Origin of the sequence: Micromonospora sp. NBS 11-29 (assembly GCF_002140155.1) — a bacterium.
In the GTDB taxonomy this organism is placed as follows: domain Bacteria; phylum Actinomycetota; class Actinomycetes; order Mycobacteriales; family Micromonosporaceae; genus Micromonospora.
Window position 1 is genome coordinate 71,786 of the sequence record NZ_NAPR01000026.1, and the last position, 15,487, is coordinate 87,272.

Here is a 15,487-nt window from a genome sequence, read left to right on the forward strand (position 1 = left end):
CGGCGCCGACCAGATGGCCAACGCGGCCACCATCGCGGCCATCGGGGTGCAGCGGCGGATGCCCGAGCGGGCGGTGGTGGTGGCGCTGGCCACCGCCTACCAGGAATCGCACCTGCGCAACATCGCCCACGGCGACCGCGATTCGCTCGGCCTGTTCCAGCAGCGTCCGAGCCAGGGCTGGGGCACGCCGGAGCAGATCCGCGACCCGCGTTACGCCGCGAGGAAGTTCTACGCCGCGTTGAAGAAGGTCAAGGGCTGGGAGCAGATGCGGGTCACCGAGGCCGCCCAGCGGGTGCAGCGGTCGGCCTACCCCGAGGCGTACCAGAAGTGGGCGGACGAGTCGGAGGTCCTCACCCGCGCGCTGCTCGGCCAGGCCACCGGCGCGGTGGCCTGCACGGTCGGGCCGACGCCGACCATGCGCGGGCCGGCGGCCGCCAGCGCGGTGCTGGAGGGCCTCACGCTGGACTGGGGGTTGCCCCGGCCGACCGCGGCGACGGACCTGACCGGGCTGACGGTGCCGGCCAGCGACGCCCGCAACGGCTGGCGTTACGCACACTGGCTGGTCTCACACGCCGACGACAACGGGGTGAAGCGGGTCCGCTTCGCCAACCTGGAGTGGACGGCCGAGCAGGGCACCTGGGCCCGGGTGAAGGGCGACCCGGCGACGCAGGTGCTGGCCGAGGTGTTCGCCGCGACCTGACCCGCGCCGGCACGCGCCCGACCGTGCGTGCCGGCCGACAGGAACCGACGGCGGTCAGGAACCGGCGGTGGCGCCGAGCCGGCGCCGGGCCTTGTCCCGCACCGACTCGGGCAGCTCCGGCACGTCGAGCAGCCGCGGCAGCAGTGCCGGCTCCAGCGTGACGGCGCGGAACACCTCGCCGACCGTGACCCCGTGCGCCGGCCGGTCCACCACCTCGACCGGGTCCCCGGCGGCGGCGTCGCCGGCACGCAGCACCCGCAGGTACGCCCCGGGCGCGCCCCGGACGGTGAACCGCTTGATCAGGTCGGGTACGCCCCAGAAGCCGGCGAACGTGCGGCACGGGGTGCGCGGCTTGGTGACCTGGAGCAGCGTGGAGCCGACCGCCCAGCACTCGCCGATCACCGCGCCGGTCACGTCGACCGCCCGGGTGGTGAGGTTCTCGCCGACGGCGCCCGGCGGCAGCGGCCGTCCCAGCTCGGCGGCCCACCAGCGGGCGTCCTCCTCGGCGTACGCGTAGACCGCCTGGTCGGGGCCGCCGTGGTGGGCCCGCTCGCCGATGAAGTCGCCGTCCACCCCGCCGGCCTGGATCGGCACCCGGCCGTCGGCCGGTCGCTTGTCGATGCCGCTGCGACCGCTGGCGTCGCCCGCCCACGCCGCCTCGGTGACCACGCCGAGGTTCACCGCAACCAGTCTGCCCGTCATGGCGCCCAGCCTAGGCTCAGCCCTTGACCGCGCCGGCGACCAGTCCGGAGACCATCCGGCGCTGCACCAGCAGGAAGAAGACGATCACCGGCAGGGTGAACAGGGTGGACGCGGCCATCACCGAGCCCCAGGCGGTGTCGTCGCGGCCGAAGAAGAACGTCATCGCCACCGGCAGCGTGTACTTCTGCTGGTCGTTGATGAAGGTCAGGGCGAAGATCAGCTCGTTCCAGGCGGTGATGAAGGAGAAGATGCTGGTGGCCACTAGACCGGGCGCGACCAGCGGGAAGAGGACCTTGCGGAAGGTCTGCGCCCGGCTGGCCCCGTCGATCGCGGCGGCCTCCTCCAACTCCTTGGGCACCGCCGCGACGAAGCCGCGCAGCATCCAGACCGCGAACGGCAGCGAGAAACCGAGGTACGTGAGGATCAGGCTGGGCAGCGTGTTGTAGAGGCCGAGTCGTTGGATCATCAGGAACAGCGGGATGACCAGCGCCTCCAGCGGGATCATCTGCACCACCAGGAGCAGGATGAGGAACGTGGTGCGCAGTTTGAAGCGGAACCGGGCGACCGCGGTCGCGGCGAGCAGTGCGACCAGTCCGCTCAGCAGCACGGTGGCCACCGCCACCAGCGCGCTGTTGAGGAGGAAGTCGGTGAACGTCACGCCGGGGATCAGGTTGCCGGTGAGGATCTCCCGGTAGTGCTCCAGGGTCGGTTCGGCCGGCACCGGGCGCGGCGTGGCCGAGAAGATCTCCCGGTTGGGCTTCAGCGAGGTCGCGATCATCCAGTAGACCGGGAACGCGGCGAAGAGCGCGACCAGCAGGCCGGCCCCGTTGAGCGCGAGCTTCTTCACGACTCGTCCTCCTGCCGGAGCACCAAGCGGACGTACAGGGCGGTCACCACGAGCAGGATCAGGGTGAGGATGACGGCGATGGCGGAGCCGAGGCCGTACTTGGGTGGCGGCGAGAACGCCTCCGCGTACGAGTAGATCGACAGCATGAACGTCGGCCGGTCCTGGGTGCCGCCGGCCAGCACGAACTGCTGGGTGAAGACCTTGAAGTCCCAGATCGTGGAGAGCACCACGAGGATGCCGAAGACCGGGCGCAGCGTCGGGAACGTGATCGACCAGAACACCCGCCACGGCCCGGCGCCGTCGACCCGGGCCGCCTCCTGCAACTCGCTCGGCACGCTCTTGAGCCCGGCCAGCACGCTCACCGCGATGAACGGGAACGAGTGCCAGACCACCACCAGGGTGAGGATGGCGAAGAAGAGCAGCGGGTCGTTGAACCAGCCGTAGCCGGTCCAGTCGCTGCGCCCGAACAGCGTCGTGGAGAGGCCGTCGGGGAGCTTGTTGAACAGCCAGGTGACCAGGCCGCTCGTGTCGTCGAAGATCCACTTCCAGACGATGGTGCCGGTCAGCGCCGGGGTCGCCCAGGCGAGCATGACGCAGCTCGCCACGAACGTGGCCATCCGCTTACCGAGCCGGTTGAGCAGCAGCCCGACCAGGGTGCCGAGCACCATGGTGAGCGCCACGTTGGCGACCGCGAAGAGCACGGTGTTGCGCAGCACCGTACGGAAGAACGGGTCGCCGAGGATGTGCGTGTAGTTGGCCAGGCCGACCCACGGCCACTCGCGGTCGCCGCGGAGCTGCCGGACGCTGTCCAGCTTGTGGAAGGACATCCAGACGACCTGGCCGAGCGGCCAGAGCAGCAGCACCGCGATGATCGCGAGGCAGGGCAGGAGCAGCAGGTACGGCAGATGGTCCACCCGGCGCCGCCGCGCGGGGGTCTCCCGCGCGGCGGCCTCGCCGGTGGCCTCGGTCAGCGTGGTCACTTGGCGTTGAGGATGCTTTCCATCTCGGTGGCCGCGTCGGCGGTGGCCTTCTCGACCGTCTTCTGACCCTTGATGACCGAGCTGTTCATCGCCTGGGTCACCGTCTTGGTGCGGCTGACCTCGACCCACTTGGGGGTGAGCGGGGTCAGCTTGGTGTTCTGGATGGCGGTGGCGAACGCGGCCATCACCTTGTCGTTGGCGTAGTTGCCGCCGCTGACCAGGTCCTGGTAGACCGGGAAGAAGCCGAGGCTGTTGGCGAACTCCTGGTCCTTCTGCTTGCTCAGCAGCACGGTCAGGTAGTCCCAGGCCAACGCCTGGCGCTCACTGTCCTTCCAGACCGCGATGTCGGAGCCGCCGGCGAACGCCGGGGCGGCCTTGCCGTCCGGGCCGGGGATCGGGAACGTGCCCCACACCTTCTCGATGTCCGGATTGTCCTTCTTCATCGCGCCGCCCTGCCAGCTACCGGCGAACGCCATCGCGGCCTTGCCGGTGGCGAACTGGGTGCGGGCGTCGACCTCGTTCCAGCCGGCGGCGGCCGGCGGGGCGACCTTGTGCACGGTCACCAGGTCGGTCCAGAACTTGACCGCCTTCTGCGCCTCGGGCGTGTTGTAGCCGGACTTCCAGGAGTCGCCGTCCTTGGTGGCGATCTCGCCGCCGGCACCCCAGAGGAAGGAGTAGAACGGCAGCTCGGAGTTGCCGGGCAGGGCGATGCCGTAGGTGCCGGGCTTCTTGGCCTGGACGGCCTTGGCGGCGGCGACCATCTCGTCCCAGGTCGTCGGCGGCTTCACGCCGGCCTCGGCGAACCAGTCGGTGCGGTAGTAGACGGCGCGTACGCCGGCGTACCAGGGGACGCCGTACTGCTTGCCGTCGAGCTGGGCGTTCTTGACCAGGTCGGGCAGGATGTCCTTGCCCTCGGACCAGCCGTTGAACTTGTCGGTGACGTCGGCGAGGGCCTCCTGCGCCGCCCAGCCCTGCGTCTCGGTGTTGCCCAGCTCGGTGACGTCCGGGCCCTCCCCGCCGGCGAGCGCGGCCTGGAACTTCTTGGGCGCCTCGAGCCAGGGGATGTACTGCACCACGACATCGGTCTCGGGGTGCTTCTTCTTGAACTCCGCCTCGACCGTGTCGAGGAACGTGGTCTGGGCGTCGCCGCCCTCGCCCATCATCCAGACCGTCAGCTTGCTGTTGTCGGCGGCCTTGTCGTCGTCGCCGGAGCCACCGCATCCGGTCAGCACCAGCGCGGCCGACGCCACGATGGCGGTGACCGGAGCCAGCCGCTTCCACCTGTTCACGCCATATCTCCCTCAGGGCCGTTTGGCACTAACCTTCTCCGCCGCACCTTAGTAGGAAAATTTCCTTTACAACAGGGGGAGTTCGCGGCGGCCGGCCGAGGCGACGGTATCGCAGCCGGCAGCCCGGGCGGCAGGGCTGCCGTCCGGGCTGGTCGAAGCGGGGGTACGCGAAGGGCGCCCGGCCGATGGCCGGGCGCCCTTCGAGGCGTGTGGTGCGGGGGTCAGTAGCGCGAGACGCCACGCCGCCGGCCGACGCCGGCCACCAGGGCCACGCCGATGGCGGCGAAGAGCACCTGGAGCAGCAGCTCACGCCAGTCGATGCCGGCGGTCTCGGCGAAGCCGGAGGCCCGGGCCACGATGGTGCCCAGCAGCGCGGNGCCGATGAGCATGTGGAGCCAGATCGGGATGTTCTGCCGACCCGGCACGACCAGCCGGCCCAGCGCGCCGACGATCAGACCAACGACCAGTGCGGTGATGATGCCACCAACGGTGAGCTCCATGGTCGCCCTCCTCCTTCAGATCGAGTCACACATTCTGTGTGGTTGCTGTCGTGACAGTTAGGTTCCCGACCGGCCAAAAATCCAAACCGACTTCGGTGAAGACTTGTTCCAACCGGTTCTGACCTGGGGTTTCTACCGGCAACCCCCGCTTCGTGAACCCTTTGCGCATCCGGCCACGCCACCGACCGGGGTCAATGCGGAAACGCCGACGAGCGCCCGGCCGGTCGGCCGGGCGCCCGTCGAGGCGCGTGGTGCGCGATCAGTGGTGGGTGACGCCGCGGCGACGACCGACACCGGCCACCAGGGCCACACCGATGGCGGCGAAGAGCACCTGCAGCAGCAGCTCACGCCAGTCGATCCCGGCGGTCTCGGCGAAGCCGGAGNNCCACATCGGCATGTTCTGCCGACCCGGCACCACCAGCCGACCCAGCGCGCCGACGATCAGACCGACGATCAGCGCGGTGATGATGCCCCAGACGGTGAACTCCACGGTCGTTCCTCCTAAAGCGATTTCGCACGTTCTGTGCGGTTACTGTCGTGACCGGTAAGTTCCCGACCGGCCCGAAACCGAAACCGGCCGAATCCCCGCCGGGCCGGCCTCCGCCCGGCCCGAACGCATGAAACCGCAGGTGGGAGCGGGTTTCACCAAGCTGAAAAATTCCTGGGTACGCGAACCGGCCGGCACCCTCCGAGGAGGATGCCGGNCCCACCATCTTCATCCGCTTCTTGCCCTCCTTCTGCTTCTCCAGCAGCTTGCGCTTACGGCTGATGTCACCGCCGTAGCACTTGGCGAGCACGTCCTTGCGGATCGCCCGGATCGTCTCCCGGGCGATCACCCGGCTGCCGATGGCCGCCTGGATCGGCACCTCGAACTGCTGGCGCGGGATCAGCGTGCGCAGCTTCGCCGCGATCGTCGTGCCGTACGTGTAGGCCTTGTCCTTGTGCACGATGGCGCTGAACGCGTCCACCGGCTCGCCGTGCAGCAGGATGTCCACCTTGACCAGGTCGGACGCCTGCTCCCCGGAGGTCTCGTAGTCCAGCGAGGCGTAGCCCTTGGTGCGGCTCTTGAGCTGGTCGAAGAAGTCGAAGATGATCTCGGCCAGCGGCAGCGTGTAGCGCAGCTCCACCCGGTCGGCGGAGAGGTAGTCCATGCCCAGCAGGTTGCCCCGGCGGCCCTGGCACAGCTCCATCACCGCGCCGACGTAGTCGTTCGGGGTCAGCACGGTGGCGCGCACCGTCGGCTCGTACACCTCGGCGATCTTGCCGGTCGGGTACTCGCTCGGGTTGGTCACCACGATCTCCAGGCCGTCCTCCGTGATGGCCCGGTAGACCACGTTCGGCGCGGTGGAGATGAGGTCCAGGTTGAACTCCCGCTCCAGCCGCTCCCGGATGATCTCCAGGTGCAGCAGGCCGAGGAAGCCGCAGCGGAAGCCGAAGCCCAGGGCGCCGGACGTCTCCGGCTCGTAGACCAGGGCCGCGTCGTTGAGCTTGAGCTTGTCGAGCGCCTCGCGCAGGTTCGGGTAATCGGACCCGTCGATCGGGTAGAGGCCCGAGTAGACCATCGGCTTCGGGTCCTTGTAGCCGCCGAGCGCCTCCTTGGCCGGGTTGCCGTTGATGGTGACGGTGTCGCCCACCCGGGACTGGCGCACGTCCTTCACGCCGGTGATCAGGTAACCCACCTCGCCGACGCCGAGCGCGTCGGCCTTCACCATCTCCGGCGAGATGACGCCGATCTCCAGCAGCTCGTGCACTGCGCCGGTGGACATCATCTTGATCCGGTCCCGGGCGGAGATCCGGCCGTCGATCACCCGGACGTAGGTGACCACGCCCCGGTAGACGTCGTACACCGAGTCGAAGATCATCGCGCGGGCCGGGGACTGCGCCTCGCCGGTCGGCGGCACGAACTGCCGCACGATCTCGTCCAGCAGGTAGGGCACGCCCTCACCGGTCTTGCCGGAGACCCGGATGCAGTCGGCCGGGTCGCCGCCGATCAGGTGGGCCAGCTCCTCGGCGTACTTCTCCGGCTGGGCGGCCGGCAGGTCGATCTTGTTGAGCACCGGGATGATGCGCAGGTCGTTCTCGAGCGCCAGGTAGAGGTTGGCCAACGTCTGCGCCTCGATGCCCTGCGCGGCGTCCACCAGCAGGATCGCGCCCTCACAGGCGGCCAACGAGCGGGACACCTCGTAGGTGAAGTCGACGTGACCGGGAGTGTCGATCATGTTGAGCACGGCGGTCTCACCGGCCCGGTCGCCCTCCCGGATCGTCCACGGCATCCGGACGGCCTGGCTCTTGATGGTGATGCCGCGCTCGCGCTCGATGTCCATCCGGTCCAGATATTGCGCGCGCATCTGCCGGGGGTCGACCACGCCGGTGAGCTGCAACATCCGGTCGGCCAGGGTCGACTTCCCGTGGTCGATGTGGGCGATGATGCAGAAGTTCCGGATGCGCGCCGGGTCGGTGGCACCAGGAGCGTTCGCGCCGGGATCGAGCGTCGGTGGCACAGCGGTCCGTTCTGGTCGGCTGACGTGAGCGGGCCGGCGCGGCGCCGGCCCCCTCTATGCTCCCACGCCGTCCGGGCAACGCCCGGGCTCCCCCGTCACTCCGCCGGCGGCTCGACGAAGAGCGCGGCGAGCCGGGGCAGCCGACGCCGGGCCTCCTCCTCGTCGTCGAAGTCCCAGAAGTCGTTCAGGTCCGGCACCGGCACCGGGTCGCGGTCGGCCGGCAACTCGCTCGCCGTGGCCTTCCGGTACGCGTCCCACGGCGCCGCCAGCATGTCCTCGCACTCGAACTCCTCGCCGCTGAGCGCGGCACCCCGGACCCGGGGCAGCTCGGCCAACGAATCCGGCTCGGCCACCGCCCGCGCGAACACCGCCCGGCCCTGCGCCATCAACCAGCCCCGGAAGTATTCGAAGCCGTCGTCCGAGGCACCGCCGTTGATCAGGTATGCCGCGCCCCACAGGTCCACCCGGTAGGAGGCGGCGAGCACCCGCTGCTGGTGGTGGGCGTACCCGATGATCTCCGCCGGGTCGCGCTCGGACAGCAACGCGACCGCCCGGGCGGCGACCGCGTCCGCCTCTCCCCCGGCCCCGGCCCGGGCCTGGTCGATCAACTGCCAGAAGTCCTCGGTCCTCATGCCGGCAGTCTGGCAGAGCCCACCGACGCGCCGCCCGAACCGGGCGGCGGTGCGGCACCATGGTGCGGTGCGCGTGATCTCGCTCCCACCCGTGGCGTACGGGGCGACCGCCGTCCGGCCGGGCTGGGCCGACCTGCCGGCCGGGCTGCGGGACGCGCTGGCGACCCGGCTCGGCGGCCCACCGGCGACCGTCGACGTGACCGGCGGCGGCTTCACCCGCGGCTTCGCCGCCCTGCTGACCGGCCCGGCTGGCGACCGGGTGTTCGTCAAGGCGGCGGCGCTGGACGGGCAACGCCACCTGGTCGACTGGTACGCCCACGAGGCGGCGATCCTGGCCCGGCTCCCCGCCGGGCTGCCGGTGCCCCGCCCGCGCTGGGCGCTGACCGAGGCCGGCTGGTACGCCCTCGCCCTCGACGCCATCGACGGGCACACCCCCCGGCTGCCGTGGGACCCGGCCGAACTGGAGGCCGCCCTCACCACGTACGCCGAGGTGGCCGCAGCCCTCGCCGACCCGCCCACGCCGCTCGTCGCACTCGGCCTGCCCCGCCTCGCCGACCTGGCCCGCGACGACATCCTCTGGTGGGGTGAGGTGGCCGCCGGCCGCGAACCCCGGCCCGGCCCGGCGGCCGGGGCCCCGCTGGCGGAGCTGGTCGCGCTGGAGTCCCGCCTCCCCGGATACGCCGAGGCCTCCCCCGGCCTGGCCCACGGCGACCTGCGGGTGGACAACCTGCTGCTCGACGCCGACGGCCGGGCGTGGCTCTGCGACTGGACCTGGCTCTGCCACGGGCCGGCCTGGTTCGACCTGGCCGGTCTGCTGCTCACCGGGTACGCCAGCGGCCTCGACGCGGACGCCGCCTTCGCCCGCCATCCGGCGGCGGCCGGGGCGCCCGCCGACGCGCTGGACGTGAGCCTCGCCGCACTCGCCGGCTACTTCCTCACCAGCGCCGCCGCCGGNCCCTGACCTGGCTGGCCGCCCGCCGAGGCTGGCCCCTGAAAGGAGGGGCCCCCGCTTAACGCCTCCGGTAGAGAAGGGGCCCCTTCTCACCCGGGTTTTGGCTCGTCCGGGCGGGACCTGGTAGCCTGGCCATTCGCGCGGCGATGACGCATGCTCGTCGCGCGCGGAAGCTGACCAACCCGAGCTATCAAGACGAGGCTGTCGCGTGGCGAACATCAAGTCCCAGATCAAGCGCAACCGGCAGAACGAGAAGCGCCGGTTGCGGAACAAGTCGGTCAAGTCGTCGCTGAAGACCGCCATCCGCAAGTTCCACGAGGCTGCCGAGGCCGGCGACACCGAGAAGGCCGCCGTCCTCATGCAGGAGGCCACCCGGAAGCTGGACAAGGCTGCCAGCAAGGGTGTCATCCACGCCAACCAGGCGGCCAACCGGAAGTCGGCGATCGCCAAGCGCGTCGCCTCGTTCTCGGCCTGACGAGACCGCAGACCCAACCGGAAAGCCCCGGGACCACCGTCCCGGGGCTTCCGGCTGTCTGCCTTCGCGGAACGACCGGGTCAGCAGCCGATCCGGCTGGACCCGACCGCGACGTCGTCGTACCAGATGGTGTCGGCCCCGCCGCCGTAGCTCTCCCAACCCAGCTTCAGGTCGGTGAGCTGCGGCCGCCAGGTGCGGTTGTACCACTGGCCGTCGATGTCGTGGGTCGGCGTGCCGTCGGCGGTCAGCCCGGCGACGGCGGTGCCGTCCAACCAGGTACGGAGCTGACCGGCCGAGCCGTCGACCATGAACTCCAGGCAGGCCCACCGGTTGGTGGGCAGCGGCACGCTCTGCGCCACCCCGGCCGGGCTCTGCTCGGGCAGCGTCGCGTCGTCGGAGGCACGGTTCCACTGCAGGGCGCCGTTCTGGCCGCCCATCCGCAGGTCCTTGTTGCCGTCGGCGGCGTCGGTCATCGCCAACATCGTGGTGTGATCGGTGGGCTGGGCGGTGGTGTGACGTACCCAGATCCGGGCGTACCGGACGCTGCCCAGGCTGCCGAGGTTCTTCGTGGTCCGGATGAAGACGTGGTTGCAGTACCCGGCGGCCCCGTTGATCCGGACCGCCCGGCCACCACTGTGCGTGGTGGTCGTGTCGATCGTGGCGCTGCCCGCGCCGGAGCAGTCCGGGTTGACCACGGTCCAGTCGCCCGACGGTGTCGAACCGGTCTGGTTCTCGAACCCGTCGCAGAGCGCCGCCCCGGCGCACCCGACCGGCGGCGCGGTGGTCGGCGGCGCGGTCGTGGGCGGTGCGGTGGTCGGCGGGGCCGTCGTGGGCGGTGCGGTGGTCGGCGGGGCCGTCGTGGGCGGCACGGTGGTCGGGGTCGGCCCGACACCGTTGCACGGTACGCCGTTCAGACTGAACCCGGTGGGCGCGCCGCCACTGGTGCCGAACGTGCCCTGCACGCCGAACTCGGTGGAGCCACCGGCCGGGATGCTGCCGTTGTACGACATGTTGCGGGCGGTCACCGTCGACCCGGACTGGGTGACCGTGGCGTTCCAGCCGTTGGTGACGCGTTCGTTCCCGGCGTACGTCCAGGTGACGGTCCAACTGGAGACGGCGGTGTCGCCGGGGGAAACCTTGACGTTGGCGGTGAATCCGCCGGTCCACTGGTTGGCCGTGTAGTCGACCCGGCAGCCCTGTGCGGCCGCGGCCGGGCCGGCGAGCAGCGCCGTTCCGGTCGCGGCCACGGCTGCGGCCAGCGCGGCGACGGCCGCCAGGGTCGGGGCGGGGCGGGCGCGGAGAATCGTCATGGAAGGGGTCCTTCTGCGTCGAGCGGGACGAGGCGGCGCGGCGGCGCGCGTCCCGGACCGAAACAGCGCGACGACACGCCCTGGTGCGGCGCGGCGGTGCGCCACAGCGACTGGTCGGTGCGTACGACCGACATGCCCGGCTCGGGGTGGACCTCTCGGCCGCCGACGGTCCGGTCGCTCGGACCCGGCGGTGCCCATCCTCAATCTATTGACAGATCCCTATTCAATCAAGCGTCGCTCTTTCCGACGTCGCGCCGACTCGACACCGGACGTCGGCGGGCCGATCGCATGCAAGGCCGGCGACGCGGGCGGGGCGCACGGCCCGGGGACACGGGCAGGCGGCGCGGCCCGGGGACACGGGCAGGCGGCGCGGNGGGCACGGTCCGGGACGCGCGCGATCGCCGGCTCGGGCAGCGGACCGTGCCCGGCGGAGCGCACGGACCGGCGTCAGCGGAAGGAGTCCGGCCAGGTGATCTCGGACCGGGACCAGTGCTCCCCCTCGTCGGCGAACGGCAGCGGGGCACCCCCCGGTTGGCGGTGAGGGACGGTCGGGCGGGTCGCCCGCTGGTCGCCCGCCAGAGTCAGGCCACCCGGCAGGGCCCGGGCCGAGGCGGGCACGCGCGCCCGCCCGACGACCGGCTCCACCTGGCGGCGGAAGCGGTCCCGCTCCTGCTCGGGCACCTGCGCCGCGGTGCGGATCACCATCTCGGCCACCACGTCGTTGAGTTTGACCATCACCGCCACCGCGGTCGGCAGCACCAGCACCGCCCACCAGCTCACCAGCTCGGCGAGCGCGAGCAGCGCGGCCAACGCCGCGGCCCCCTCGAAGAAGAGGAAGCAGAGCACCCCGCCCGGATTGACGAAACGCAGGCCGAGCACCCGGGCGTAGAGCGGTCGGTACCGCTCCTCGTCCGCCGGCACGGTCGACCAGGATCGGGTCACCGGCCGCCACCCTGCCGCGCCGCGGCCACCGAGAAGACGGCGCGCTCCAGCGCGTACGCCCGGTCGTCGGCGCCGCCCTTGACCGCCGCGTTGCACTCGGCGGCCACCCGCATCGCCTCGACCAGACCCTCCGGCGTCCAGCCCCGGGCCCGCTGCTGCGCCTTCTCGACCTTCCAGGCCGGCATCCCCAAGCTCTTGGCCAGTTGAAACGTTGTCCCGCGCCCGGCGGCGGCGACCCGGGCCACGGTGCGTACGCCGTCGGCGAGCGCGTCGGCGATCGGCACCGGGTCCACACCGACGTGCAGCGCCCAACGCAGCGCCTCCAGGGCACCGGGAACGTCACCGACCATGGTCGCGTCGGCCACGGTGAAACCGGTCACCTCGGCCCGCCCACGGTAGTAGCGGGCCACCGTGTCCGCCCCGATCCGCCCGTCGGTGTCCGCCAGGAGCTGCGAGCAGGCGGCGGCCAGCTCACGCATGTCGTTGCCGACCGCCGCGACCAGGGCATCGGCGGCGTCCGGGGTGCACTTCCCCCCGTTGCGGCGGATCTCGTCCCGCACGAAGGCAGCCCGCTCGCGGTCCCCCTTGAGCTTCACCACCGGGACCACGGTGGCACCCGCCGACCGCAGCCCGTCGGCGAACGCCTTGCCCTTGGCACCACCGAGGTGCAGCACCACGAGCTGCACGTCCGGGTCGGGGTTCTTCGCGTACGCCAGGAGCGCGGCGGAGAGGTCCTTGCGGGTGTCCTGACCGGAGCGGAGCACCAGCACCCGGCGGCCGCCGAACAACGACGGGCTGAGCATCTCGTCGATCTCGCCGACCGTCAGCGAGCCGGCCTGGTATTCCCGCACGTCCGTGTCGGGGTCCACCGCACGGGCCCGGGCGACGGCTTCGGCGACCGCTCGCGTGGCGAGCAGCTCCTCGTCGCCGAGGACGAGCAGAATGGGGGGCAGACCGGCGGGGCTCACGCCGCCCATACTCGCACGCCCTCCGACCGGATCGTGCCTGCTCGTCGCGGACTGTGACGGCGGGGCCCGCACTCAACGCAAATCCAGACATTTGCCTCGATCCTCCATCTATCCCGACAAGATTCTCGGCCGTCATGGGTGGGCTCACCGCGACCGCCCCCGTTCGGCACCCCGCGCCACCACCGCCAGGCCGGCTCCGGCCCGGATCGCGGCCACGTCCCCGTCCGTGTCGGTACGCAGCACCCGCGCACCACCCCGGATCAGCCGGCCCAGCAGGGCGGGACTGGGATGCCCGTACTCGTTGTCGACACCGACACAGACCAGCGCGACCGCCGGACGAACCGCGGCGAGGAACGCCGGATCCTGGTACGCCGACCCGTGGTGGGCCACCTTCAGCACATCCGCCCGGACCGCGCCGGCCGGCAGCGCCTCCAGCAGCGCCCGCTGCTCCTCCGTCTCGGCGTCCCCGGCCAGCAGGATCCGCACCCCGGCCACGGAGGCGGTCAGCACCAGCGAGTTGTTGTTCGGGTCGGAGCGGCTGCCCCGAAGCGGATACGGGGGTCCGACCGCGAGTAGTTCCACCGCATCGGCCCGCCAGCGCCAACCCGCCGGCACGGACCCGAACGAGGCGCCGCCCCGGCGGGCCGCCTCGCGCACCTGGGCGACCCCGTAGGGCGGCTCGGACCAGGGCGGGCCCACCACCGCACCCACCCGCCGGCCCCGGAACACCCCGGCCACCCCGCCCACGTGGTCGGCGTGGAAGTGGCTGACCACCAACAGCGGCACCTCGCGTACGCCGAGACGGCGCAGGCACGCGTCCACCCCGGACGCCTCCGGGCCGGCGTCGACCACGACGGCCCGCCCGGCGGCGACCGGCAGCACCACCGCGTCCCCCTGCCCCACCGCGCAGGCCACCACCACCCAGCCGTGTGGCGGCCACCCCGAGGCCAGCAGCCGGATCGGCACCGCGCCCAGCACCACGGCCACCACGAGCACCACGACCAGCCGCCGGGCCCGCCGTCGACGCACGGCGACCAGCAACGCCACGCTCACGGCGGCCAGCAGCAGTGCGCCGGCCACCCCGCCCACCCACGGCACGTTGCCGGCCGGCAGCCCTGCCCCGTGCGCCGCCACCGCCACCAGCCAGCGGGCCGGCCAGCTCGCCAGCCAGGCGAGGAACTCGGCCCCGGCCGGCCACACCGGCGAGAGCACCGCGGCGAGCACGCCCAGCACCGTGGCCGGCGCGACAGCGGGCACGACCAGCAGATTCGCCGGCACCGCCACCAGGCTGACCGTCGCGGACAGCCCGGCGATCACCGGACCGCAGGCGAGTTGGGCGGCCGCCGGCACCGCCAACGCCTCCGCCAGCCCCGGCGGCACACCCCGGCGCCGCAGCGCGTCCCGCCAGCCGGGCGCCAGCAGCAGGAGCCCACCGGTCGCGCAGACCGACAGCGCGAAACCCGGGTCGCCGGCCAGGTCCGGATCCAGCAGCACCAGCCCGGCGACCGCGGCGGCCAGCGCGGGCAGCGCGGCCCGGGGCCGTCCGGCGGCCAACGCGGCGAGCCCGATCGCGCCCATCGCCGCGGCCCGCACCACGCTCGGGGAGGGCCGGACCAGAATGACGAAGCCGACCAGGGCGAGACCGCAGAGCGCCACGGCGGTACGCGGGCCGGCGCGTCCCCAGCGGGCCAGCAGCAGCACCGCCCCCACGATGATCGCCACGTTGGACCCGGACACCGCGTTGAGATGCGTCATCCCGGTGGCCCGGAAGTCCTCCTCCACCTCCGGGAGCAGCCGGCTGGTGTCCCCCACCACCAGGCCGGGCAGCAACCCGCCCGGCGCGTCCGGCAGCGGCTCGCAGGCCCGTTGCAGCCCGGATCGCAGCGCACCGGCCGCACGTTGGGGCCACGACGCGGTGCCGTGGCGAAGGGGCGGACCGGTGGCCGAGAGCACCGCCGCGGTCAGGTCGCCGCCGCGCGGCGCGGACAACCGCCCCCGGGTGGTCACCCGCTGCCCCGGCAGCAATCCCTGCCAGCCCGGGTCGGTGGCGAGCACCAGACCGCGCACCGGGCCGGTGACCCGACCGCCGTCGGGGCCGGTGAGGCGTACCAGATCGGCCCGGACCAGCAGCGGTGCCGGGCGACCGGGTGAGCCGCGTACCCGGCGGGGATCGTCCCGGACCACCAGATCGGCGGTGACGAGCGCGCGCTCGGCAACGAGCGCGCGGACCGGCGCGGCGTCGCGCACCGCGAGCCGGGCCCCGGTGGCCGCCGCGCCGCAGAGCGCGCCGAGCAGGACGGCGACGGCGATCCAGCCGTACCGGCGAACCCGCTCGGCGGGGCGGGCCNTGACGACGGCCAGCCAGGTGGTCGCCCGGACGGTGAGGTGCAGCCCGGCCAGTGCGGCGAGCCACGCCGCCACCGCGAACCCGGACAGCCGCAGGTCCGGCCCGGTGTCGGCGTTCACACCGTCACCAGTTCCTTGAGCTGCTCGTAGCGGGCGTCTCCGATGCCGTCGACCTGCCGCAGGTCCGAGACGGAGCGGAACAGGCCGTGCTGATCCCGGTGGTCGAGGATCCGTTGGGCGAGAACCGGGCCGACGCCGGGCAGCGCGTCGAGCTCAGCCAGCGTGGCCGTGTTCAGATTGACCGGTCCGGCCGGCGCCGCCCCGCCGGCCGCCGGCGGGCCGG

At 72.4% G+C, this 15,487-nt stretch carries 13 protein-coding genes and 3 pseudogenes; 3 read left to right on the top strand and 13 right to left on the bottom strand.

What is annotated here, in order from left to right:
- The coding region (locus tag B1205_RS26275; protein WP_176308805.1) for a hypothetical protein at nucleotides 1-700 on the top strand (700 nt) is incomplete at its 5' end.
- A 54-nt stretch (nucleotides 701-754) separates the two neighbouring features.
- Here the strand turns inward: B1205_RS26275 and B1205_RS26280 are convergent.
- From B1205_RS26280 to B1205_RS26315, 8 genes and pseudogenes are all read right to left on the bottom strand, one after another.
- Nucleotides 755-1,402: an MOSC domain-containing protein gene (locus tag B1205_RS26280; protein WP_089158046.1), complete on the bottom strand. Its 648-nt coding sequence runs from the start codon at nucleotides 1,400-1,402 to the stop codon at nucleotides 755-757.
- Between the two features lie 16 nt (nucleotides 1,403-1,418).
- Nucleotides 1,419-2,249, bottom strand: a complete 831-nt coding sequence (locus tag B1205_RS26285) for a carbohydrate ABC transporter permease (RefSeq protein WP_089158047.1) — start codon at nucleotides 2,247-2,249, stop codon at nucleotides 1,419-1,421.
- Complete coding sequence (locus B1205_RS26290; protein WP_089158048.1) at nucleotides 2,246-3,229, bottom strand: carbohydrate ABC transporter permease; 984 nt, start codon at nucleotides 3,227-3,229, stop codon at nucleotides 2,246-2,248. Before B1205_RS26290 ends, B1205_RS26285 begins: the two co-directional genes overlap by 4 nt.
- Complete coding sequence (locus B1205_RS26295; protein ID WP_089158049.1) at nucleotides 3,226-4,518, bottom strand: sugar ABC transporter substrate-binding protein; 1,293 nt, start codon at nucleotides 4,516-4,518, stop codon at nucleotides 3,226-3,228. The genes B1205_RS26290 and B1205_RS26295 overlap by 4 nt, the downstream gene beginning before the upstream one ends.
- Before the next feature lie 221 nt (nucleotides 4,519-4,739).
- Nucleotides 4,740-5,018, bottom strand: a complete 279-nt coding sequence (locus B1205_RS26300) for a GlsB/YeaQ/YmgE family stress response membrane protein (protein ID WP_089158050.1) — start codon at nucleotides 5,016-5,018, stop codon at nucleotides 4,740-4,742.
- 259 nt (nucleotides 5,019-5,277) lie between these two features.
- The gene (locus B1205_RS26305) at nucleotides 5,278-5,508 is read right to left on the bottom strand and encodes a GlsB/YeaQ/YmgE family stress response membrane protein (protein ID WP_089158051.1); all 231 of its coding nucleotides are present in this window, start codon (nucleotides 5,506-5,508) and stop codon (nucleotides 5,278-5,280) included.
- A 217-nt stretch (nucleotides 5,509-5,725) separates the two neighbouring features.
- A pseudogene (gene lepA, locus B1205_RS26310) lies at nucleotides 5,726-7,519 on the bottom strand (translation elongation factor 4); the annotation flags it as partial.
- A gap of 95 nt (nucleotides 7,520-7,614) precedes the next feature.
- Nucleotides 7,615-8,151, bottom strand: a complete 537-nt coding sequence (locus tag B1205_RS26315; RefSeq protein WP_089158052.1) for a DUF4240 domain-containing protein — start codon at nucleotides 8,149-8,151, stop codon at nucleotides 7,615-7,617.
- Here B1205_RS26315 and B1205_RS26320 point away from each other — a divergent pair.
- Both B1205_RS26320 and rpsT read left to right on the top strand, forming a co-directional pair.
- Nucleotides 8,150-9,109: pseudogene (locus tag B1205_RS26320) on the top strand (phosphotransferase family protein); the annotation flags it as partial. The gene B1205_RS26315 and the pseudogene B1205_RS26320 sit on opposite strands and share 2 nt — an antisense overlap.
- A gap of 202 nt (nucleotides 9,110-9,311) precedes the next feature.
- On the top strand, nucleotides 9,312-9,578 hold the full coding sequence (gene rpsT, locus B1205_RS26325) for a 30S ribosomal protein S20 (protein WP_089158054.1): 267 nt from the start codon (nucleotides 9,312-9,314) through the stop codon (nucleotides 9,576-9,578).
- Between the two features lie 80 nt (nucleotides 9,579-9,658).
- On the opposite strand, the gene B1205_RS26330 is transcribed toward rpsT, so the two are convergent.
- The 5 genes and pseudogenes from B1205_RS26330 to B1205_RS32415 all read right to left on the bottom strand — a co-directional run.
- Nucleotides 9,659-10,888: a cellulose-binding domain-containing protein gene (locus B1205_RS26330; protein ID WP_089158055.1), complete on the bottom strand. Its 1,230-nt coding sequence runs from the start codon at nucleotides 10,886-10,888 to the stop codon at nucleotides 9,659-9,661.
- Nucleotides 10,889-11,335: 447 nt separating this feature from the next.
- Entirely contained in the window at nucleotides 11,336-11,830 is a 495-nt protein-coding gene (locus B1205_RS26335) for a hypothetical protein (protein WP_254910217.1), read from the bottom strand.
- Nucleotides 11,827-12,807 carry a DNA polymerase III subunit delta gene (gene holA, locus B1205_RS26340; RefSeq protein WP_089158056.1) on the bottom strand — a complete coding sequence of 327 codons (981 nt, stop codon included), beginning with the start codon at nucleotides 12,805-12,807 and terminating at the stop codon, nucleotides 11,827-11,829. Before holA ends, B1205_RS26335 begins: the two co-directional genes overlap by 4 nt.
- Before the next feature lie 135 nt (nucleotides 12,808-12,942).
- Nucleotides 12,943-15,264 carry a ComEC/Rec2 family competence protein gene (locus B1205_RS26345; protein WP_089158057.1) on the bottom strand — a complete coding sequence of 774 codons (2,322 nt, stop codon included), beginning with the start codon at nucleotides 15,262-15,264 and terminating at the stop codon, nucleotides 12,943-12,945.
- Nucleotides 15,261-15,487, bottom strand: a pseudogene (locus tag B1205_RS32415) (ComEA family DNA-binding protein); the annotation flags it as partial. The pseudogene B1205_RS32415 and the gene B1205_RS26345, both read right to left, overlap by 4 nt.

Bases quoted from the DNA above. Each gene is read 5' to 3' on its own strand.
- B1205_RS26330 (WP_089158055.1), bottom strand. From the start codon at position 10,888: ATGACGATTCTCCGCGCCCGCCCCGCCCCGACCCTGGCGGCCGTCGCC.
- B1205_RS26315 (WP_089158052.1), bottom strand. From the start codon at position 8,151: ATGAGGACCGAGGACTTCTGGCAGTTGATCGACCAGGCCCGGGCCGGG.
- holA (WP_089158056.1), bottom strand. From the start codon at position 12,807: ATGGGCGGCGTGAGCCCCGCCGGTCTGCCCCCCATTCTGCTCGTCCTC.
- B1205_RS26280 (WP_089158046.1), bottom strand. From the start codon at position 1,402: ATGACGGGCAGACTGGTTGCGGTGAACCTCGGCGTGGTCACCGAGGCG.